The sequence below is a fragment of the Streptomyces sp. NPDC006643 genome (genome assembly GCF_042870175.1).
In the GTDB taxonomy this organism is placed as follows: Bacteria; Actinomycetota; Actinomycetes; order Streptomycetales; family Streptomycetaceae; genus Streptomyces.
The window spans coordinates 68,261-88,434 of record NZ_JBIAHA010000006.1 but is presented as its reverse complement, the minus strand read 5'-3'; the positions used below and the strand labels follow the sequence as shown (position 1 = coordinate 88,434).

Sequence of the window (20,174 nt, the reverse complement as noted above, 5' to 3'; positions counted from 1 at the left end):
GGGGCGCGCCTTCTTCGGAGAGGACGCCGAAGCGGAGAAGACGCCGTGGCCGCGGGCCCCTCGCGTGCCCGCGCCCGATTGTGGCCGGGGTGCAGGGTTTCCGGCGGGGGATCGCGGCTAGGGTCGTTGCCAGACAACGGCATGCCATCCTCAGGAGAATCCAGCGATGACCATCGACCCGTCCTCGATTCCGAACTTCGGGGCCCAGCCCCAACCGCAGGCTGCGGGACCGGCGGGCCCTGTCGTCCCCGACCAGGATCTGGTCAAGCAGCTCCTCGACCAGATGGAGCTGAAGTACGTCGTCGACGACGAGGGCGACCTCGCGGCGCCGTGGGAGGAATTCCGTACGTACTTCATGTTCCGCGGGGAGGGCGACCAGCAGGTCTTCTCGGTGCGGACGTTCTACGACCGGCCGCACGCCCTTGAGGACAAGCCGAAGATCCTCGACGCGATCGACGACTGGAACCGCCGCACGCTGTGGCCCAAGGTCTACAGCCACGTGCACGAGGAGGAGGACGGCCCCACGACCGTCCGGCTCATCGGCGAGGCCCAGATGCTGATCGGCACCGGGGTCAGCCTGGAGCACTTCGTCTCGTCGACGGTCAGCTGGGTGCGGGCGTCGATCGAGTTCGACAAGTGGATCGTGGAGACGTTCGGCCTGACGCCGGCGGAGGAGAAGCCGGCCGACGAGAAGCCGGCCGACGAGGCCTGACGGCCCGGATGTGCGGCGCGCCCTCCTACAGAGGCATCGGAGCCAGCGTCAGCAGATACGTCCCGTAGCAGCACGACAGCCCGGCGAGGGCCGCGATCACCACGATCGCCGCTCTCGGCCGGGCTTTCGTGAGCGCGCACGCGAGCGGGAGCAGCAGCGGGAAGGCGGGCAGCAGGAAGCGCGGCTTGGACTCGAAGAAGCTCCCGCCGCCGCCGACCGTGATCAGCAGCAGGACTCCCACGTACACGAGCAGCGGCAGCGGGGGCCGCGTCTCCCGGTCCAGGACGAGCAGCGCGAAGAGCAGCACGGCCGCGCAGACGATCAGTACGGTGCCGGTGGAGGCGAGTTCGGCGGGGCGCAGGACGATGTCGCGTACGTTGCTCAGGGCGTCGGCGCCGAAGTCGAAGCGGGAGCGCCAGCCGTTCTGTACGGCGAAGTAGCCGGCGAGCGGATCCCCGACGCGTACGCCGACCCAGAGCAGATAGCCGCCCCAGCCGAGGGGCGCGACGACGGCCGCCGCCCAGAGCCGCCAGGGGGCCCGCCGGGGAGGCCGCCGGGGGGCGTGCGCGCGGCGCCGCCACAGCTCGTACGCCACCGCGACGACCACCGCCGCGGCGATCGCGACCCCGTTGGGCCGGGCCAGCCCCGCGAGCGCGGCGAGCGAACCCGCCCACAGCCAGCGGCGGGTGAGCACCGCGTACAGGGCGAAGCCGGCGAGGGCGGTGAGCAACGGCTCCGTGTACGCGATGGAGGACACGACCGCGTGGGGGAGCAGGCCCCACAGCAGCACGAGGACGGTGGCGGTGCGCCGGCCGTGGAGTCGTTCGCCGAGCAGATAGACGGCGAACGCGGCGGCTGCGGCGGCGGCCCAGGAGATGAGCAGGGCGGCGGTGCCGCCGCCGATCGGGAGCACGGTGGTGACGGCGCGTACGAGACCCGGGTAGAGCGGGAAGAACGCGAGATCGCTGTGGACGGCGCCGTCGGTGAAGTGCAGCGTGTGGCCGTAGCCCTGGGCGGCGATCCGGGTGTACCAGGTGGAGTCCCAGGTGTGGGCGAGGAGTTGGCGCGGGGAGCGCCCGATGTGCTCGGCCCACAGCCACAGGGCCAGCAGCCCGGTGAGCCGGGCGGCGGCGAACAGCCCGAGCGCGGGGGCGGCGCGGCGCAGGACGGCGGAGAGACGGGCGGCGCGCCGGCGGCGGGCGAGGGGGACGAACGTGACGGCGGCGGGGCCGGCCGGGGAGGAAGCCGGGGAAGCGGGACCGGCGGGTCTCGCCGGGTCGAATGCGTCGACGGTGTCGAGCGTGTCGGCGGACAGGGGGCACCTCCGGTCGCGCGAGTTCGGTCGCCCCGACCCTCCGCGCCCGCCCACCCCCACGCGACCGCAGACCCGCCGACCGGGTACGAAGCGGCGCCGGACGGGGGGTGTGCGGGGGGTGGCGGCGTGTCGACGTGACAGGTGGGGTGGGGCGCGGGGTGCGGGGCGTGGGTGTGGGGGCCGGGTGTCGGTACGGGGTGGGCAGCTGCGCCGGGCGGGGGTTTGTGGGCGGGGCCTTGGGCGGGGCGTCGGGCAGGCCCTGCGGCAGGCGCGTAGGTGCGTACGCGGCAGCGTCAACCGGGGCCTGCGGCTGGGTCGTCGTCCGTGGAGGCGCACGGGCGGGCCCGCGGCGCAGGCGCGTAAGTACGTACGCGGCAGCGCACAACCGGCGCCTGCGGCTCGGTCGTCGTCCATGCTGGCGCCGCCGGGCCCGGCGAGGTCGTCCAGGGCGTTCCGCCCGGTCGCCTCGGGGGAGCCCCGGACGGTCTGTGCGTGCGTGCCGTCGGGCTGGCGCCCCGCGTTGGGAGGGTCGGTGTGGCGGTCACCGTGCCGTCGGTGACGTGGCTTGGTCGTTGTCGATCCGTCTGGCGTCGGGCTGTGCGTACGTGCCGTCGGGCCGGCGTCCCGCCTCGGGAGGGTCGGTCTGGCGGTCACCGTGCCGTGGGTGACGTGGCTTGGTCGTTGTCGATCCGTCTGGCGTCGGTCTGTGCGTGCGTGCCGTCGGGCCGGTATCCCGCGTTGGGAGGGTCGGTGTCGCGGTCGCCGGGCCGTCGGTGCCGTGGCCTGGTCGTCGTTGGTCCGCCTGGTGGAAGCGTTCCGCCGGCCGGCGCCCCGCGTTGGGAGGGTCGGTCTCCCGGTCGCCGCGCCGGCGCTCGACTCGCGCCGCTCCCTCAGTCCGCCTTGCGGAAGATCTCCGACAGCCTGTCCCCGTTGTCCGGGGACAACAGCCCCGGGCTGTCCGGTGTTTGGAGGCCCACCAGGACCGCCAGGTCGCGGGCGTGGACGTCCACCGCCGATTCCACCAGGGACGCCAGTGCCTCCACCGAGGCGCGGGCGCGGGAGCGGGCAAGCGCCGCGCAGGCCACCGCGATCAGGGCGGCCGGCCACCACCACGCGGCCACGGCCAGGTAGCCGAGCGACCACGCGCCCAGCCGGGCCGCCGCCGCGAAGGAGGTGCGGGTGGACTCGATCTGGCGCTGGGCCGGTTCGGTGAGGGTCAGCCACAGGCGTGGCCAGACGGCGGCGAGGTCGATGCCGTACGCCGCGTGGACGCGCAGGGCCGCCGCGGCGAGGCGGTCGCCGTACCAGGTGGGGCGGGTGGGCGGGGTCAGGGCGATACGGTCGCGGGCCCGGGTGAGGCGTTCGATCTCGTCGGGCGGGGTGGCCAGGTCGCGGATCGCGTCGGTCCGTTCGCGGTCGAGGCGCTGCCAGGCGGTGTGCCGGCGGCGCTGGAGGCCCCGGCCGAGGGGGAAGCGGCTCTCGCGCAGCCAGTAGCTCTCGACGGCGCTCCCGAGGAACTGCGCGGCCAGCGACAGCGCCGCCGACACCAGCAGGATCGCGGCCACCGCGACCGCCGCCGTGCCGGCGCGGTCCAGCACGGGCCGCGCGGTCAGTTCGTCGAGGGACTCGCTCAGCCGGTGGAGGTCGTTCCAGTGGCCGTGCCCGAGGGTCGTGCCGGCGGCGAGGACGCCGAGGTAGAGCGCACCGGGCAGTACGAGGAGGTTCAGCCACCGCTCGGTGAGTTTCGCGCCGAGGGTGAGCAGGAGCGGGTTCACCGGCGCGGGGACGGCGCGTACGGCGGGGACGGCGCGTACGGCAGGGACGGTGCGTACGGCAGGGACATCGGCGGCCCCGGCCTCATGCCGTCGGGTTCCCGCGCAGAGGCTCCTTGCGCATCGGTACGCCGTTGACCGCGCACGCCGGCGCCGCCCGCCAGTCCTTCGCGGGTTCGCGCCGTGTGCACGGCACCGTGCCGGGGCAGAGCGCGACTTTGATCATCGGGCGGACGCCGGGCAGTGCGATGTCCCCCCGCCGGCTGCCGAGCCCCCGCGCGTCGCCCGCCCTGCGCAGCGCCTGGTCCACCGCCTCGAAGGCGGCGTCCAGTTGAGCCGGTTCGGCGTCGCCCGCGGCCAGCAGCCGCCTCGCCCGCTCGACCGTCTCGGCGACCTGGCCGTCGCCGCTCCGCAGTCCGGCCGGGTCGTTGAGCAGCAGGCACAGCGCCGCGACGCAGTCGGCGCGCCGGCGCTCCCCGCGCGCGTTGTCTGATGCGGTCATGGCCTCAAGTCTGCCTCGATCGGCCACGCTTGGTCGGCACTTACGCGGATGATGGGTGGTGGGAGCGAGCGGGGAGGCGGCAGGGTGAGTACGACGAGTCGGGAGCGGCTGCTGACCGCCGTGGTCGATCGGCTGGCACGAGTCGATCAACACGGTGACCAGGCACTGCTGTTCGGTGCGGGGGCGGAGGCCGAGCTGGGCGCGTTGCTGCGCGGCTGCGACCTCCGTACCGACATGGAGGCCCGGTATGTCGCCGGCTGGCTGTTCTGGTACCGCTGCGTCTCGCTCGGCGAAGGGCAGGGCGCGGAGGAGGGCAGCTCGGCGGGGATGCTGCTGTTCCCCGTGTGGGCGCGCGACCGGGACGCCGTACCGCCTGAGCTGGCGGGACTCTGGGCCGCTCAGCCCCCCGAGTCCTGGCCGGATCCGGCGAACGCCGACGGGCCGGACGAGTGGAGCATGGTGTGCGTGGCGGCCACGGCCGCCGGGCAGGGCCGTCAACTGCCGGGCGCGCCACCGGAGATGGCGAAGGCGCTCGAACTGCCGGGTGTCACCCCCGACATCCTGCGCGCGCAGGCGATCGGCGCGGGACGGCTCGCCGTGCTCGCCACCGACGACGACGATCCGGAACGCGCCATCCGGGTCGGCCGGCTCTCCGAGGCCATGGCCGCGGCGGCCGACGCCCGGGGCGACGACGAACTGCGGGCGGAGGCGTTACGCCTGACCGACGAGGTGTTACGGCTCCAGCGCCGCGCCGTACGGCTCACCCCGCCCGGCGACCCCGACCGCCTGCCCCGGCTGAGCAACCACGGGCTGTCGCTCGTACGGCGCTACGAACGCGACTCCGACCCGGAGGACCTGGACGAGGCGATCGGGATCGCCCGCGACGTCGCGGCCCAGACGGCCGGCCGCGACCCCGACCTCCCGCGCTACCGCAGCATCCTGGCACGGGCGTTGATGCTGCGGCTCGACCGGACAGGCGGCGCCGTCGAGGAGTTCGACGAGGTGGTCGAGCTGTACCGGCTGGCCGCGCCCGGCGACCCGAACGGCTCCGGCGCGGGTCTGGCCAACCTCGGCGCCTCGCTCCTCAAGCGGTACGAAGTGACGGGCGCGATGTCCGATCTGACGGAGGCGATCACCGTCCTGTCCCGGTCGCGCCGGGAGATGTGGGCCGAGCCGGCCGAACGCTCCCGCGCGGACCAGCAGTTGGGGCTCGCCCTGCGCATGCGGCACGGGCGCCTCGGGGACGTGGCCGATCTGGAGGAGGCCCGGCGCCTGCTCAGCGGTGCCCCGCCGAACGGCAGGGCCCCCGGCGAGTCGTCCGGCGACGCCCTTCGGCGCCTGGTCAACTCCGCGCTGGAGCTGCGCGGCCGGTACGAGCGGGGCCACGGGGATCCGGACGATCTCCGTACGGCGTCGGCGAGGCTGCGCGAGGCGCTGGCCATGGTCCCGCCCGGTCACGCCTCACGGCCGGGCGTACTCAACAATCTCGGCGCCGCCCTGGTCTCCAGCTATCAACAGTCCTCGGATCTCGCTGAGTTGACCGACGCGGTCGACGCGCTGCGGGAGTGCGTGCGGGAGACGCCCGCCGGACACCACCAACTCGACGGACGGCTGATCAATCTCAGCGGCGCGCTGATGCTCCGGTTCGACCGGTTGCAGGACTCGGCGGATCTCACCGAGTCGCTGGACTGCCGGCGGCGCGCCGCCGCGCTCCCCGGTACGTCTCCCGTGAAGCGGGCCGCGATCCTGTCCGCGACGGGCGGCGCTCTGCTCCGTACCGCCGACCGGACGCAGGACCCGGCCACCGCCGATCAGGCCGTGGAGCAGCTCAGGGCGGCGCTGGAGCTGACCGACGCGACCGATCCGCTGCTGCCGCAACGGCAGTTGGCGCTGGCGATCACCCTGATGCGGCGCTCCGGGATGACGCTCCGCCGCCGCGATCTGCGGGAGGCGCGGCAGCTCGCGGACGCGGTGCTCGCCGCGCTGCCCGAGGGGTCCCCACGGCGGGCGAACGCGCTCATGGTGGCCGCCGTCGCCCAAGGGGCCTCGCCGAACTCCGGGGAGCGACTGGTACGGCTGCTGCGCGAGGCGGTCGATGTGACCCCGGCGGACCATCCCAACCTCACGATGCGGCTGTCCTCGCTGGGCGCGGCGCTGGCCGAGCGGTACGCGCGTACGGGCGCGGAGGACGACCTCAGGGAGTCCGCCGGTGTCTTCCGGGAGGCGACGCTGGAGCCGCAGTGCCCGCCGTCGGAACGGCTGGAGGCCGCCTGGCAGTGGGCCCGTGCCGGGCTGGACCGCGGCCGGCCGGATCTCGCGCTGAAGGGGTACGTCGTCGCCGTCGACCTGATGCCGGCGCTCTCGCCGCGCCATCTGCTGCGCGACGACCAGGAGTTGCGGCTGGCCGAGACGACCGGGCTGGGCGCCGAGGCGGCGGCCTGCGCGGTCCGGTGCGGCGAACCGGCGCTCGCGGTACGGCTGTTGGACCAGGCGCGCGGAGTGCTGCTGGCGCAGGCGTTCGACGCGAACAGCGACCTGACGGAACTGGCCCGCAGCGCGCCGGAGTTGGCAGACCGGCTGGTACGGCTGCGGGACGGGCTGGACGAGTCGACGGGCACGCTGGAGCCGGAGGATCCCGAGGACTCCGCAGAGCCCGCCACCGGCCTCGGCCCCGCCGTCGCCCCCGCCAGCGACCGGCGGCAGCGGCTCACCGCCGAGTGGGACGAGCTGACCGCACGCGTCCGTGCCGAACACCCGGAGTTGCGGCTGTTCCGGTCCGTACGCGACTGGGACGAGGCCGAGTTGTACGCGACGGCCGCCCAGGGGCCCGTCGTGCTGGTGCATGTGCCACGCGCCGACAGCGGCGGCGGCACCGGGGCCCCGCCGGGCGGCGCGCTCCTCGTGACCGGACGGTCCGTCGAGGCGCTGCCGCTGCCCCGGCTCACCGCTCCGGAGGTCACCGCGCGCACCGAGGCGTTCCACGACGCGCTCGCCCGGCTGAACGAGCCCGGGACCGGCCATGAGGAGGCGCTGCGGGCACAGGGCGAGGTCCGGTCCACGCTGGACTGGCTCTGGTCGGCCGTCACCGGCCCCGTGCTCGACCGGCTGGGCCTCGGCGTGCTGCCCCAGGAGGGGGCGACGCTGCCGCGCGTCTGGTGGTCACCGGGCGGGCTGCTGGGCACGCTGCCCCTGCACGCCGCCGCGCCGGACGGTACGGGGCCCGGCGCGCTCGACCGGGTGGTGTCCTCGTACGCCCCCACGCTCCGTACGCTCCACCACGCCCGCACGCGCACCCCGGCCCGCATCCCCTCGCGCGCCTACGCCCGGCCCGCCGCCGGCGCACCCGGCGGCGCGGGCGCCCGCCGGGACGACTCGGTGCTGATCGTCGCGGTCCCGGAGGCGGCCGGCCGGCCCGCGCTGCACGGCGCCCGCGAGGAGGCGGAGTGGCTGGCGGAGCGGCTGCCGTGCGCCACGGTCCTCGCCGACGACGCCGCCACCCGCACCTCGGTCGAGGCCCGGCTGTGCGGCCACGCGCACGCGCACTTCGCCTGCCACGCCGTCAGCGACCCGCTGCGCCCGTCGGCCGGCCGGCTGGTCCTGCACGGCCCGCCCGACGCGTCGCCGACGATCCGCGATCTCGCCCGGCTACGGCTGCCGGGCGCGCGCCTGGCGTATCTGTCGGCGTGCGACACCATGCGTATCAGCGCCGAACTCGCGGACGAGTCCGTGCACATCGCGAGCGCCTTCCAGATGGCGGGCTTCCCGCATGTCGTCGGCTCGCTCTGGCAGGTGGACGACACGGTCGGCACGAGGATCGCGCGCCGGGTGTACGAGCAACTGCACCCCGCGCCCCCCGGCGCCGCCCTCACCGTCACCGACTCGGCCCGCGCCCTGCACCGCGCGGTCTGCGAGGTACGCGCCGACTACCCGCGCACCCCGAGCCTCTGGGCCTGCCAGGTCCACGCGGGACCCTAAGGGGTGTTGTCTTGCCGATCTTGCCGGGCTCGCGTGCCCTAGAGCCGCTCGGCGAGCGTCTTCAGCCGGTCCGCCGCGTCCGCCAGGACCTCAACGCGCTTGCAGAACGCGAAGCGTACGAAGGGCGCGCCCTGTTCGCGGTGGTCGTAGAAGACCGCGTTCGGTACGGCCACCACACCGCACCGCTCCGGCAGTGCCCGGCAGAAGGCGAAGCCGTCGCTCTCGCCGAGTGGGCGGATGTCGGTGGTGACGAAGTAGGTGCCGGCCGGCCGGTAGACCTCGAAGCCGGCCGCGGCGAGCCCCGCCGACAGCAGGTCGCGCTTGGCGCGCAGGTCGTCGCGCAGGTTGTCGAAGTAGCTGTCGGGCAGGCGCAGGGCCTCGGCGACGGCGTACTGGAAGGGGCCCGCGGAGACGTACGTCAGGAACTGCTTGGCCGCCCTGACCGTGGTCACCAGCTCGGGCGTGGCCGTCACCCAGCCCACTCCTTGTTCGTGCACCTTATTCACATGGGCACACAAGATGGGCGAGACGGTATTCTCCAGGTTGGCATCAACTATCGGCCCTACGTCGGCAACGAGCGGACGATCCATGCTCTCAACTCGATTGTGGCGGCGCGGATTCCGCCGATCACGCAGATGCCATTCGCGAGGGAGACGGGGGTGGGTAGCCCCTGGACAGACTGCACGACGAGAAGCCACCCGCTTGAGGAGTAAGACACATGTCGAATCGTTTGCCGCGACCTCTTGGGTCGGCCTTTCGCTCTCGCGCGTCGGCCGCAGTCATCTCGACGGTGTCCGCTACGGCCATCGCGGTTGTGGTCAATGTGTGGACGACCAATTGGACTTGGCCCGCCGGGATTGGCCTCGGCACCCTTCTTCTGATTCAGGCACTCTTCGAATGGGGCCGGAGTCGTGTCGCCGACGACACCCCTCCGCCTCGGTCGGATTGGAAGGTGGAACAACATCTCGCGGACGTGTCAGACAGCAACATCACAGCGGCACGTCGTCCCGTCGGAGGCGGTGAGACGGAAGTACGGCAGCGCCTTGGTGCGGTGAGCCGGTCCACCATCGTCGGCATTGACGGCAACAGCAACCAGTGACGTTCGACAAAGTGCCGAGAATCCCGGCAGAACTGGCTGGGCAGTCATACTCCTTCGTAGGGCGTGAATGGGCTCTTGCCGAGATCGCGTCCTGGTACGAGACCGCCGAACCGCTTCTTGTCATATCGGCAGAGCCAGGGGTCGGCAAGTCCGCGCTCGCGGTACGGCTGGGCCGAATCTCGCTCGGCGGGGTGCCGTCCCCACAGGGACTTGGACAGGGCTGGCTGCACGCGTGGCACTTCTGCCAAGCTCAGCGATTCGGGTCGCTGGACATTCGCGGGGTGCTGGAACAGGTGGCCGGACAGTTGTGCGCCACGCTCCCCGGGTACGCCGAAGCCGTGGCGTACCGCACTTCGGCCACCAGCGTCGTGATCAACCAGGAGTTCACGGGGCCCGTACACAATTCCACTGTGACTGGGATCGACCGCCTGGTACTCCCCGAAGCCGAACCGCGTCAGCTGCTGGACACCCTGTTCCGACAGCCGCTGTCCGAACTTGAGGCCAACGTCGTCATCCTGTTCGACGCGGTGGACGAGACGGAAGAACAGATCGGTGTGGCGCGAACGCTGGCCTGGCTCTTGTCCACGCTGCGCACCGACCCCATACCAGGACTACGGCTAGTGCTCACCACACGCAACGGACCAACTGCTGAGCGCTTCAACCATGGTCGGCGATTGCGGCTGCGAGAGGACGAGCCGACGGGGACGCACGACGTGCAGACCTACCTTCAGGGTCGCCTCCACAAGAGAGGAATCGCCGACTCCACGCTTCTCGCACAATTGATCGCGAACGCCGCCGATGGCAACTTTCTCTATGCCACCCTGGCCGCATCCGAGGATGCCGGGTGGCTGGGTCTCCTTGCCTCGGGCGAGCATGCTCTGCCACACGGGCTCGCGGACCTGTACGACAGTTTCCTCGACCGTCAAGTAACCGCCCACCCCGGCCGGTGGCGTGACGTCATCCGCCCGGTTCTCGGTCTCCTGGTACAGAGCCGAGGTAATGGGTTCACGAGGCGCCAGCTGACTCGGCTGTCCGGTCTTCGCCAATCATCCGTCGATGATGCATTGGAGATATGTGCTCCGTATCTACGAAGTTCGCGGCCCGAAGGTCCTTTTCTTCCCTTCCACGGGTCACTGCGCGAGCATCTCCGCTCGGAGTCCCCGCACGGCATCTACCCGTTGGAGTCGACAGAGCGCATCACCGAGACGTTCCGCGCGGATGCCACCGGTCCACATGGCGTGGAGCATCTCTTGGGCTACATGGCCGACCGCGTCCGGCTCACGGCCCCCGGCCCTGACGGCGCGTACATCGCCGAGCACAGCCGACAGGAACAGGGAGCACTGCGCGAACTGGAGCAGACCGTCACGGACTGCGGCTATCTCAGCGCGCGTATCACCGCGACCGGCGTGGACTCCATCCTTAACGAGATCACTGCTCTGCATGGCTTGCATCCGGAGAATGCGGTACTCGGTGCGATGCGTGGGGTGCTCGGACGTCAGGCGCACAACCTGCGGAACGAAGAGTTGGAGCGAGGGACGTCGTTCACCACTCAACAGCTCCAGCACGAGTGCTCGGTGAGTGGGCATTCCAGTCTCCTCCGCCATCGAGTTCCCGAACACGAACCGATCGTCGAGACCTTGTGGAGCGCCGCGAGCGAGAACTGCCGGCTGTTGTCCCACACGCTGGCCACCGGCGAATTCCACGTGGAGGCAGTGGCTATGTCCATGGACGGAACCAGGACAGCGCTTTGCGGACGTACCTGGAAAGAGAGTGACGGGCCGAGCATTCACGTCTTCGATACGAAGACCGGTTCGACGATCCGAGAACTTGCACCCACCGAGAACGGAATGATGGTGTGGAGTCTTCGCTTTAGTGACGACAGTCGGTACCTCACAGCCTTGCGGGTAGATCGAACAGGCGTGGTCTGGGACGTGGCTTCCGGGACCGCAGAACCGCTGCAGCCCGACGAGGTCCAGTCCGTCTCTCAGCCGATTGACCTCCCGCCCTACGCCATGCCCAAGAAGGGGACCGGCCCGATGGAGCTTGCCGAGTTGAGCGCGGCGGTCACTCCGGATCGCCGGTACGCGGCCGTGTACGAGAGCGCGAGCGGCTCGGTGCTCATGTGGGACCTCGCAAACCGCACCATGCTGGGAATCTTCGCTGCCCGTCTCGCCACCAACCTGGCGATCTCACCTGACGGCCGGTGGGTGATCGTAGGCTCGGCCATCGGCGGAGCTCACGTCCTCAGCCCCTTGTCCCCCGCGCCGCGGCTCTCACTGGACGGTCACCGGGGCTCCGTGCGTGCGGCATCGCTGTCCGGTGATCATGCGGCGACTCTGGGAAATGACGGCGACCTGAAGATCTGGGACGCAGCTTCGGGAGACCTGCGCACGGTGTACGCACCTCCCGATTCCGGACGCGAAGGCGCTCTCGCCTCGGACGGCGAGGGCAGTCTGTGCGTCGTGGGGAGCGACAACGGCAGTGCCAGGCTCCATGACCTGCGGCGTCGTTCCGTGAGACGGCCGTTCATGGTTGCGGGTGTCCCTTGCGACGACAACTGGCGGACACGCGAAGGCGCCCGGGACGAAGCGCTGCCTCCGGTGGGAGCAGGTGACTGCCCGCGCGTCCACTGGCCGACACGTCTCAACGATCGAGACGGCTCCCCCGTTTCGGCCCTCGACCTGTCAACTGACGGCCGCCGCATCGCGACCGGAACCTTAAATGGCGTGGTGCGTGTCTGGGACGCGGACAGCGGTGATCTTGTACGCGAGGTGACACGGGGTGGGCACCTCGTCCGGACCGTTCGGTTCACGCCGGATGGAGACCACATCATCACTGTCGCTCAACTCGGCGGCATCTACCGGCACAGGTGGCTGGGAGTGGAGGAATGGAGCGTCAATACCGGCGAGCTGACCCGGGTCCTATGGCCCGACAACAAGCACAAACCCTTTCCCCTCCCTGATGATGACTTGGTCGCTTCTGTTACCAGAGACGGTCGCTACCTCGCAACGGGGCACAATAACGGCACCGTCACGATCCACGATCTCGCCGACCGGGAACGGGTCGGTCACGTAGTGCTGCACGGCGCCATCACGTGCCTGGCCTTCGATGGGCTGCGTCTCCTCGCAGGTACGGCCAACGGCGACGTCACACTGGGTGAAGTGCGGTTGGCGACTGCGTCAGCAGGCGGTTGATCCGGTATTTGCCTTCGTCCACACCGTGGCCACACGATGGACTGGTATAGCTGCCTGTCGGTCTTTGCCTTTGCCCTGAGGGGACCATCCTGAGAGTTGCCCTCAGCTGTTGAAGGTCGTTCGGAGACGTGATGCTGCTTCCCTGAGGACGGCTAGCTTCTTGCAGAACGCGAAGCGTACGAAGGGGGCGCCCTGTTCGCGGTGGTCGTAGAAGACCGCGTTCGGTACGGCCACCACACCGCACCGCTCCGGCAGTGCCCGGCAGAAGGCGAAGCCGTCGCTCTCGCCGAGTGGGCGGATGTCGGTGGTGACGAAGTAGGTGCCGGCCGGCCGGTAGACCTCGAAGCCGGCCGCGGCGAGCCCCGCCGACAGCAGGTCGCGCTTGGCGCGCAGGTCGTCGCGCAGGTCGTCGAAGTAGCTGTCGGGCAGGCGCAGGGCCTCGGCGACGGCGTACTGGAAGGGGCCCGCGGAGACGTACGTCAGGAACTGCTTGGCCGCCCTGACCGTGGTCACCAGCTCGGGCGTGGCCGTCACCCAGCCCACCTTCCAGCCGGTGAACGAGAACGTCTTGCCCGCGCTGCCGATCGTGACCGTGCGTTCGCGCATCCCCGGGAAGGACGCGATGGGCAGGTGCTCGCCGTCGAAGACCAGGTGTTCGTACACCTCGTCGGTGACCACCAGCAGATCCCGCTCGACGGCGAGCGCGGCCACGGCCGCCAGCTCCTCGCGGGTGAGCACCGTGCCGGTCGGGTTGTGCGGGGTGTTGAGGAGGATCAGCCGGGTGCGTGGGGTGACGGCGGCGCGCAGTTCGTCCAGGTCCAGGTGGTACGCGCCGTCGTGGGGGCGCAGCGTGACGGGGACGCGGGTGCCGCCCGCCAGGGCGATGGAGGCGGCGTACGAGTCGTAGTACGGCTCCAGGGCGATGACCTCGTCGCCGGGCTCGACCAGGGCGAGCAGCGACGCGGCGATCGCCTCGGTGGCGCCCGCCGTGACCAGGACCTCGGTGTCGGGGTCGTAGCCGAGGCCGTACCGCTTGAGCTGGTGGTCGGCGATCGCGGTGCGCAGCTCGGGGACGCCGGGGCCGGGCGGGTACTGGTTGCCCCGGCCGTCGCGCAGCGCCCGTACCGCCGCCTCCCGGACCTCCTCCGGGCCGTCGGTGTCGGGAAAGCCCTGGCCCAGGTTGATCGCGCCGGTCCGGACGGCCAGGGCCGACATCTCGGCGAAGATCGTCGTCCCGAACTCCGCGAGGCGTCGGTTGAGCAGGGGGCGGCGGGCCGGGGGAGTTGCGGGGTTTGTGGCGGTCATGCCGGACATCCTGCGCCGAAGCTCTGGAGTTGCTCAAGTCTGCTTTGGGTGTGCGGGGCGGAGGGCATCCCCAAGTCACACAGGAAGGCGGGGCGGGGGGCCTCGCTTCGGGGGAAGCAGAAAGACGGTGTGGACGATGGGTGTTGTGGCAGTGGCCTTCGGGCTGATCGCACTGGTGGTCGTCGGGTTTCTGTTCGCGATGGGGGCGTACGCGAGGCATCGGCGGGCGCAGATCCGCGGCCGTGGGGTCCGCCTCTCCGGCGGCCGACGGAGAGGCGCGGGCGCCGGTGGTGGTGGCGGTGACGCCGGCGGGAGTTGGTTCTCGTCCGGTGACGGGGGCGGTTCGTCCTGCGGCGGGGGTTCGTCCTGCGGTGGCGGTTCGTCCTGCGGTGGTGGGGGCGGCGGGGGGTGCGGCGGCGGAGGCAGCTGACACGGGGCAGCTGGTCCGTGGTCATTGAGGGTGCCCGGCGGGAGTGAACTTCCGCCGGGCATCGCCATGTTGGCGGCGGGGCGGGCCGACGGAGCGTCGATGCCCCGTCGATGCCGCGTCGATGTCCGGTCGATGGCCCCTCGGTGGACGGTCGTTGGGCGTTCGTTGGGGAGTTGATGAGGGGTTGATGAGGGGCTGATGGGGTGTCAGTGGCGGGCTGATGGCGATCCGATGGTGAGCAGATGAGCGGTTTTTCGTTGAACAGTTGAACTGCGGTGCCCCCGAGGGGATGGAAACCCCGCCAAGTTGGGTAAAAACGCTGTGAGCGCCCCTTACTTCGTGATTCGCTCGCTGTTGAGATGTTCCAGCCCTGGGACCTTGGGCCTCGAACCTCGGACCGTCGCGCGGAGCCGAGCAGCTGATCTCCCACTGCCGTCGGTCCGCAGCTCTCAGCCCTCAATTCACTTTCTCAACTTCCAGCTCACAGCCCTCAGTTCAGCTCATTCATCCTCTCGTGCATCCCGGGCGCCACCCGGTCCACTTTGCCAAGCGTGTTTGCGGAGCCGACCCATGCTCAGAACCCTCAATACCGCCTACACCGACACCCGAGCCGCCGATCTGGCCTGGGCGTTGGGGCGCGAGCCGCTGCCCGCCCTCGCCGTCCTCGATCTCGAACTCACCGGCGCCAAGGTCCAGCTGAGACTTCTCGGCGCCTCCCACCAGGTGCTTCTTGAGGAGGCGCAGGGCAGTTGCTCCGAGACGGTGGCCTGCATCCCCGGCAGCAGCACGCCGCTCCCGCTCGGCGTCGCCGAGAGCGTGGGGGAGTGGAGCTACGAATTCGCCGCGCGTGTCGAGACGTTGTCGCAGGGCTCGTTCGCGGGGCGCGCGCAGGAACTGCTCGCACTGGTGGCCGACCATCCGAACGGTCTCGCGGGCACGTTCCCGGGCGACCCGCACGCGTTCACCGCGATGCTCGTGCAGCGGCACGAGGGGCAGGTCTCCTGGCGCACCTGGCACGCGTATCCCCAGGAGGGGGCGTTGGTCGTGACCCGGACACGGGTCGGGGTGCGGGTGCCGGCCACGCTGTGACGGGCCGCTCGGCCGCCCGGAGGGGCTGTCGGGTCAAGTGCGCGGGTGTGAACGCCAGTTACCACTCGTGTGGGTGACAAACCGTACGGAAGTCGAGACGTAGCGTTACTGGAATGATCGACCAGTCCGTGGTCGCGCCGCCGGACAGCGCGGCGCGACTGCCCGTCCGACCGAGCGCGGGTCGCTTCCTGATCCTCGCCGTGGTGTTCGTGTGCGCCGCGTGCGGACTCGTGTACGAGCTGGAGCTGGTCGCCCTCGCGTCGTATCTGATCGGGGACTCCGTCACCCAGGCCTCGGTGGTCCTGTCCCTGATGGTCTTCGCGATGGGCCTCGGCTCGCTGCTCGCGAAGCGGCTGCGCTGCCGCGCCGCCGTCGGATTCGGTCTGGTCGAGGCGGCGCTCGCGCTGCTCGGCGGCATGTCGGCGCTGGTGCTGTACGCGACCTTCGCCTGGATGGGCGAATCGCGGTACGCGCTCATCGGCTTCTCGCTCTCCATCGGGATCCTCATCGGCGCGGAGATCCCGCTGCTGATGACCCTCATCCAGCGGGTGTCCCGGCAGGACGCGGGCGGGACCGTCGCCGATCTCTTCGCCGCGGACTATGTGGGCGCGCTGGTCGGCGGGCTGGCGTTCCCGTTCCTGCTGCTGCCGTGGTTCGGGCAGCTCACGGGCGCGCTGCTGACCGGCGCGGTCAATGTGGTGGCGGGCGGCGCGCTCGTGCTCTGGGTCTTCGGGCGCGACCTCACGGGCCGTGAGCGCGGGCTGCTCCTGCTGGTGAACGTGCTGGTGCTGGCGGTGCTCGGCACCGCCGCCGTCACGGTGGACGACTTCGAGCGGGCCGCGCGGCGCGCGGTGTACGGGGACGGGGTGCGGGTCGCCCTCCAGACCGACGTCCAGGAGGTCGTCCTGACGGGCGGGCGGAACGGGCCGCTGGACCTGTATCTGGACGGGCGGCTGCGGGTCAGCGAGCGCGACGAGTTCCGGTACCACGAGGCGCTGGTGCATCCCGCGATGAGCGGCGGCCGGCACGCGCGCGTACTGATCCTGGGCGGCGGCGACGGGCTCGCGGCGCGCGAGGTCCTGCGCTACCCGGACGTCCGTTCGGTCACCGTCGTGGAGCTGGACCCGGGCGTCGCGCGCCTGGCCCGTACGGACCCGGCGCTGGCGGGGCTGAACGGGCATGTGTACGAGGACCCGCGATTCCGGGTGACGTACGCGGACGCGTTCGCGTGGCTGCGGGAGGAGGCGGTGCCGGGGGCGTACGACGTGGTCGTCTCGGACCTGCCGAACCCCGGGATCACCCCGAGCACCAAGCTCTACTCGGAGGAGTTCTACGGGCTCGCGTCCCATGTGCTCGCCGAGGGCGGGCGGCTGGCGGTGCACGCGGGCCCGCCGGCGGCCCTGCCGCGTACGTACTGGACGGTGGACGCGACGCTGCGCGCGGCGGGCTTCCGTACGAGTCCCTACAGCGCGACCGGGCGGGTGTCCGGCTTCGGGGCGGGGCCGGACCGGGCGCACGACGAGAAGGGCGCGGGGGGTGACGCCGAGAAGGACGACTGGGGCTTCGTCCTGGCCGCCGTCGGCCGGGCGCCACGGGTGGCCCTCTCCCCGCAGACGCCCCCGCTGCGCTCGCTGGCCGGGCCGGTCCTGGAGGCGGGAGTTCTCGGGGCGGAACGCACCCGGCTGCGCGATCTGCCGCCGTCGACGCTGGTGCATCCGAGGTACGCGGGCTGACGGACCTCGATGGGACGGGTTGTGCGCGGAGAGGCGCCTGAGGCGGCGGGGCTGAGTAGGCTCGGATCCTATGGAGCATGAGGTGTTCATTCCGGTTCCGGCTGAGACCCTCCGCGAGGCGCTGCGCGACCACGCACGCGTCGCGCGCTGCGTCCCCGGACTCCAACAGGACGCGGACGCGTCGGCACGACCCCTCTCGGGCCGTCTGAAGGTCCGCGTGGGCGGCCACACGATCACCTACCGGGGCGCGCTGACGCTCACGGAACGGGCGGGCGTCTTCACGGCGAAGGGCGAGGGCGCGGAGGTACGCGGTACGGGCTCCACGAAGGTCTCGGTCCGCGTCAGGCTGACGGAGACGGGCGAGGGCACGACGGTCGCGTTCACGGCGACATCGACGCCGACGTCGGAGGGCCGCCTGTCGGACGTCGCGATCTCGACGGGCGAATCGGCGGCCCGCAGACTGCTCGACCGCTTCGTCGCGGCGCTGGCGCAGCCGGGGGCGGGGGGCGCCCCGGACGCGGGGGCGGGTGCCGTGCCGGACGGCTCGGCGGACGACGTCTCCGGTGCCGACCGGGCCACGGGTGGTGGCTCGGGTGCGGCCGACGCTGGCGGCACCTCCGGTGCGGACCGGGCCGCGCGCGGCGACCAGGACGCGGCGGACGGCTCGGCGCAGGGCGGCGACGGCTTGGGCACCTCCGGTGCCAGCGGTGCGGAACGGACCGCAAGCGGCGATGAGGGCGCATCGCATGCGGCCGACACCGACGGCGACTCGGGCACCTCCGGTGCGGACCGGAGCACGGGTGGTGGCTCGGGCGCCGCACGTGCGGCTGACGCCGATGGCGGTTCAGGCACCGCTGGTGCGGGCGGGGCGGCGGGGGCCGCAGGCGGCGACGCGGGTGCGGCGGCGGACGCCGACGACGTCTCCGGTGCCGACCGGGCCACGGGTAGTGGCTCGGGCGCCGCACTTGCGGCTGACGGCTCGGCCGACACCGACGGCGGTTCAGGCACCCCCGAGGCCTCCGCTGACGGCTCGGAATCGGGAGCGGGCTCCGACGAGCCCGCCGTAGGCGACGTGGCGGAGGAACCCCCTGGTGCCTCCCGGGCCTCCGCTGACGGCTCGGAATCGGGAGCCGGCTCCGACGAGCCCGCCGCAGGCGACGTACCAGAGGAACCCCCCGGTGCCTCCCGTGCCGGCGACGGCCGGGCGGACCCGGCCGTTGGGCAGGGGCAGGACGTACCGGGGCCGCCCGCGGCAGGCGACGACGTGGAGGAGAGTGCCCGTTTCGATCTGCCCGACGATCCCGACGGGTTTGACGTGCCCCTCGACGCCTCCGCCGGGTTCGGGGCCACCGCATCCGGGGACGGGGACTTCCTCGTGCCGCTCGATCCGCCCGCCGAGGCCGCGCACGCGCGGCGGACCATGATCGGGCGCAGTGCCGAGGAGGTCGATCACGCGCCTCCCCGGGGGCGTTACGCGCCCGAGCAGGCGCCCGACGCCGGTGGGGCCGGGGTCGCGCTCAGGTGGGTGGCGCCCGCCGCCGCGCTGGCCATCGCGGGGGCCGTCGTCGTGGGGCGCGCGCTGCGGCGCAGGCGTTGAGCCGGCGGGCGGGGTCCGCCGGTTAGGGTCATGGCGTGAGTACGGACACGGACCAGAAGCGCGAGATCCGACTGGCGGCCGGCGACGCCGAGTTGACCATCCATCCGGCGAACGGCTGCCGCGTCGCGAGCCTGCGCGTCGGCGGTACCGAACTGCTGCGGCAGGGCGACCGCTACGGCTGCTTCCCGATGGTGCCGTGGTGCGGGCGTACCGCCCAGGGGCGGTTCGGCGACGGCGGTGTCATCCATCAACTGCCGCTCAACGCACCGCCGCACGCCATCCACGGCACCGGCCGCGACACCTCCTGGCGCACGGCCCGCAAGGGCCCCGGCGAGGCGGCGTTCACCTACGAGCTGGCCGACCCCTGGCCGTACACCGGCCGGGTCACACAGCTCTTCGAGCTGACCGGCGACTCGTTGACGCTCACGCTCGGCGTCGAGACGTACGACGACTCCTTTCCCGCGCAGGCGGGCTGGCATCCGTGGTTCCTGCGGCATCTCGACGGCGGTACGGCCGACGAGGACGCCGTACGGCTCGACTTCTCGCCGGCCTGGCAGGAGGAGCGCGGCGAGGACCATCTGCCCACCGGGCGCCGCGTCGCCCCCCGCCCCGGCCCGTGGGACGATTGCTTCGGGATGCCCGACGGTGTCGACGCGACGCTGACCTGGCCGGGGCGGCTCGAACTGAAGGTGACCAGCGGCGCCGAGTGGGTCGTCGTCTACGACGAGCAGGCCGAGGCGGTCTGCGTGGAGCCGCAGACCGGCCCACCGAACGGACTCAACACCGCCCCGCGCCTGGTGACCCCGATCGATCCCCTGGAGATCCGGTCCACCTGGGCCTGGCGCCGCCTCTGAGCGGGGCGCCCGAGAGCGGCCCGTAAGCTCAGCCCCATGACTGACGTACGCGCCGATCTGCTCCAGCAGATCAAGGACAAGGCCGTCGTGCACGGCAGAGTGACCCTGTCGTCCGGCATCGAGGCCGACTGGTACATCGATCTGCGCCGCATCACGCTGGACGGGCAGGCCGCGCCGCTGGTCGGGCAGGTCATGCTCGACACCGTCGCGACGGCCGGGCTCGACTACGACTGCGTCGGCGGGCTGACCCTCGGCGCGGACCCGGTCGCGACGTCGATGCTGCACGCGTCCGCCGCGCGCGGCACGAGCCTGGACGCGTTCGTCGTACGCAAGCAGGGCAAGGCCCACGGCATGCAGCGGCGCATCGAGGGCACGGACGTGAAGGGCCGCCGCTGTCTGGTGGTGGAGGACGTCTCGACGACCGGCGGTTCGCCGCTGACCGCCGTCGAGGCGGTGCGTGAGGCGGGCGGCGAGGTCGTCGCGGTGGCGGTCATCGTGGACCGGGGCGCCGCCGCGGCCGTGGAGGCGGCGGGGGTCCGTTACGTCAGCGCGTACACGCTGCCGGACCTCGGGCTGGCCTGAGCCTCACCGTACGGA

13 protein-coding genes and 1 pseudogene are annotated in these 20,174 nt (G+C 71.9%); 9 read left to right on the top strand and 5 right to left on the bottom strand.

Annotated features, from left to right (window positions below; genetic code table 11):
• The first annotated feature begins 166 nt into the window (after positions 1–166).
• Positions 167–712 (top strand): YbjN domain-containing protein, encoded by a 546-nt coding sequence (locus tag ACFYNU_RS10135; RefSeq protein WP_356587468.1) that lies wholly within the window; start codon positions 167–169, stop codon positions 710–712.
• Positions 713–737: 25 nt separating this feature from the next.
• Here the strand turns inward: ACFYNU_RS10135 and ACFYNU_RS10130 are convergent, their stop codons facing one another.
• From ACFYNU_RS10130 to ACFYNU_RS10120, 3 genes are all read right to left on the bottom strand, one after another.
• Positions 738–2,081, bottom strand: a complete 1,344-nt coding sequence (locus tag ACFYNU_RS10130) for a hypothetical protein (RefSeq protein ID WP_388765768.1) — start codon at positions 2,079–2,081, stop codon at positions 738–740.
• 836 nt (positions 2,082–2,917) lie between these two features.
• A complete protein-coding gene (locus tag ACFYNU_RS10125; protein ID WP_356587466.1) occupies positions 2,918–3,802 on the bottom strand; it encodes a hypothetical protein in 885 nt (294 codons plus the stop codon).
• A gap of 82 nt (positions 3,803–3,884) precedes the next feature.
• Entirely contained in the window at positions 3,885–4,301 is a 417-nt protein-coding gene (locus ACFYNU_RS10120; protein WP_356587464.1) for a hypothetical protein, read from the bottom strand.
• 84 nt (positions 4,302–4,385) lie between these two features.
• Here ACFYNU_RS10120 and ACFYNU_RS10115 point away from each other — a divergent pair, with 84 nt between their 5' ends.
• A complete protein-coding gene (locus ACFYNU_RS10115) occupies positions 4,386–8,276 on the top strand; it encodes a CHAT domain-containing protein (RefSeq protein ID WP_356587462.1) in 3,891 nt (1,296 codons plus the stop codon).
• A 38-nt stretch (positions 8,277–8,314) separates the two neighbouring features.
• Here ACFYNU_RS10115 and ACFYNU_RS10110 read toward each other — a convergent pair.
• Positions 8,315–8,758, bottom strand: a pseudogene (locus ACFYNU_RS10110) (aminotransferase class I/II-fold pyridoxal phosphate-dependent enzyme); the annotation flags it as partial.
• Positions 8,759–8,994: 236 nt separating this feature from the next.
• On the opposite strand from ACFYNU_RS10110, the gene ACFYNU_RS10105 reads away from it, so the two are divergent.
• Together ACFYNU_RS10105 and ACFYNU_RS10100 are read left to right on the top strand one after the other, a co-directional pair.
• Positions 8,995–9,375, top strand: a complete 381-nt coding sequence (locus tag ACFYNU_RS10105) for a hypothetical protein (protein WP_356597325.1) — start codon at positions 8,995–8,997, stop codon at positions 9,373–9,375.
• On the top strand, positions 9,372–12,569 hold the full coding sequence (locus ACFYNU_RS10100; RefSeq protein WP_356597323.1) for a hypothetical protein: 3,198 nt from the start codon (positions 9,372–9,374) through the stop codon (positions 12,567–12,569). Before ACFYNU_RS10105 ends, ACFYNU_RS10100 begins: the two co-directional genes overlap by 4 nt.
• 102 nt (positions 12,570–12,671) lie before the next feature.
• On the opposite strand, the gene ACFYNU_RS10095 is transcribed toward ACFYNU_RS10100, so the two are convergent.
• Complete coding sequence (locus tag ACFYNU_RS10095) at positions 12,672–13,874, bottom strand: pyridoxal phosphate-dependent aminotransferase (RefSeq protein ID WP_388765764.1); 1,203 nt, start codon at positions 13,872–13,874, stop codon at positions 12,672–12,674.
• Between the two features lie 1,000 nt (positions 13,875–14,874).
• Between ACFYNU_RS10095 and ACFYNU_RS10090 the strand changes: the two genes are divergently transcribed.
• The 5 genes from ACFYNU_RS10090 to pyrE all read left to right on the top strand — a co-directional run bounded on the left by ACFYNU_RS10090 (position 14,875) and on the right by pyrE (position 20,159).
• Entirely contained in the window at positions 14,875–15,393 is a 519-nt protein-coding gene (locus ACFYNU_RS10090; RefSeq protein WP_356595319.1) for a DUF2617 family protein, read from the top strand.
• A 113-nt stretch (positions 15,394–15,506) separates the two neighbouring features.
• Positions 15,507–17,126 carry a polyamine aminopropyltransferase gene (locus ACFYNU_RS10085; RefSeq protein ID WP_356595321.1) on the top strand — a complete coding sequence of 540 codons (1,620 nt, stop codon included), beginning with the start codon at positions 15,507–15,509 and terminating at the stop codon, positions 17,124–17,126.
• Between the two features lie 82 nt (positions 17,127–17,208).
• Complete coding sequence (locus ACFYNU_RS10080; RefSeq protein ID WP_356595323.1) at positions 17,209–18,723, top strand: SRPBCC family protein; 1,515 nt, start codon at positions 17,209–17,211, stop codon at positions 18,721–18,723.
• 35 nt (positions 18,724–18,758) lie between these two features.
• A complete protein-coding gene (locus ACFYNU_RS10075; RefSeq protein ID WP_356595325.1) occupies positions 18,759–19,577 on the top strand; it encodes an aldose 1-epimerase in 819 nt (272 codons plus the stop codon).
• Positions 19,578–19,613: 36 nt separating this feature from the next.
• A complete protein-coding gene (gene pyrE, locus ACFYNU_RS10070) occupies positions 19,614–20,159 on the top strand; it encodes an orotate phosphoribosyltransferase (protein WP_356595327.1) in 546 nt (181 codons plus the stop codon).
• The last annotated feature ends 15 nt before the right edge of the window (positions 20,160–20,174 follow it).

Bases quoted from the DNA above. Each gene is read 5' to 3' on its own strand.
- ACFYNU_RS10135 (WP_356587468.1), top strand. From the start codon at position 167: ATGACCATCGACCCGTCCTCGATTCCGAACTTCGGGGCCCAGCCCCAA.
- ACFYNU_RS10095 (WP_388765764.1), bottom strand. From the start codon at position 13,874: ATGACCGCCACAAACCCCGCAACTCCCCCGGCCCGCCGCCCCCTGCTC.
- ACFYNU_RS10085 (WP_356595321.1), top strand. From the start codon at position 15,507: ATGATCGACCAGTCCGTGGTCGCGCCGCCGGACAGCGCGGCGCGACTG.
- ACFYNU_RS10105 (WP_356597325.1), top strand. From the start codon at position 8,995: ATGTCGAATCGTTTGCCGCGACCTCTTGGGTCGGCCTTTCGCTCTCGC.
- ACFYNU_RS10090 (WP_356595319.1), top strand. From the start codon at position 14,875: ATGCTCAGAACCCTCAATACCGCCTACACCGACACCCGAGCCGCCGAT.
- ACFYNU_RS10120 (WP_356587464.1), bottom strand. From the start codon at position 4,301: ATGACCGCATCAGACAACGCGCGCGGGGAGCGCCGGCGCGCCGACTGC.
- pyrE (WP_356595327.1), top strand. From the start codon at position 19,614: ATGACTGACGTACGCGCCGATCTGCTCCAGCAGATCAAGGACAAGGCC.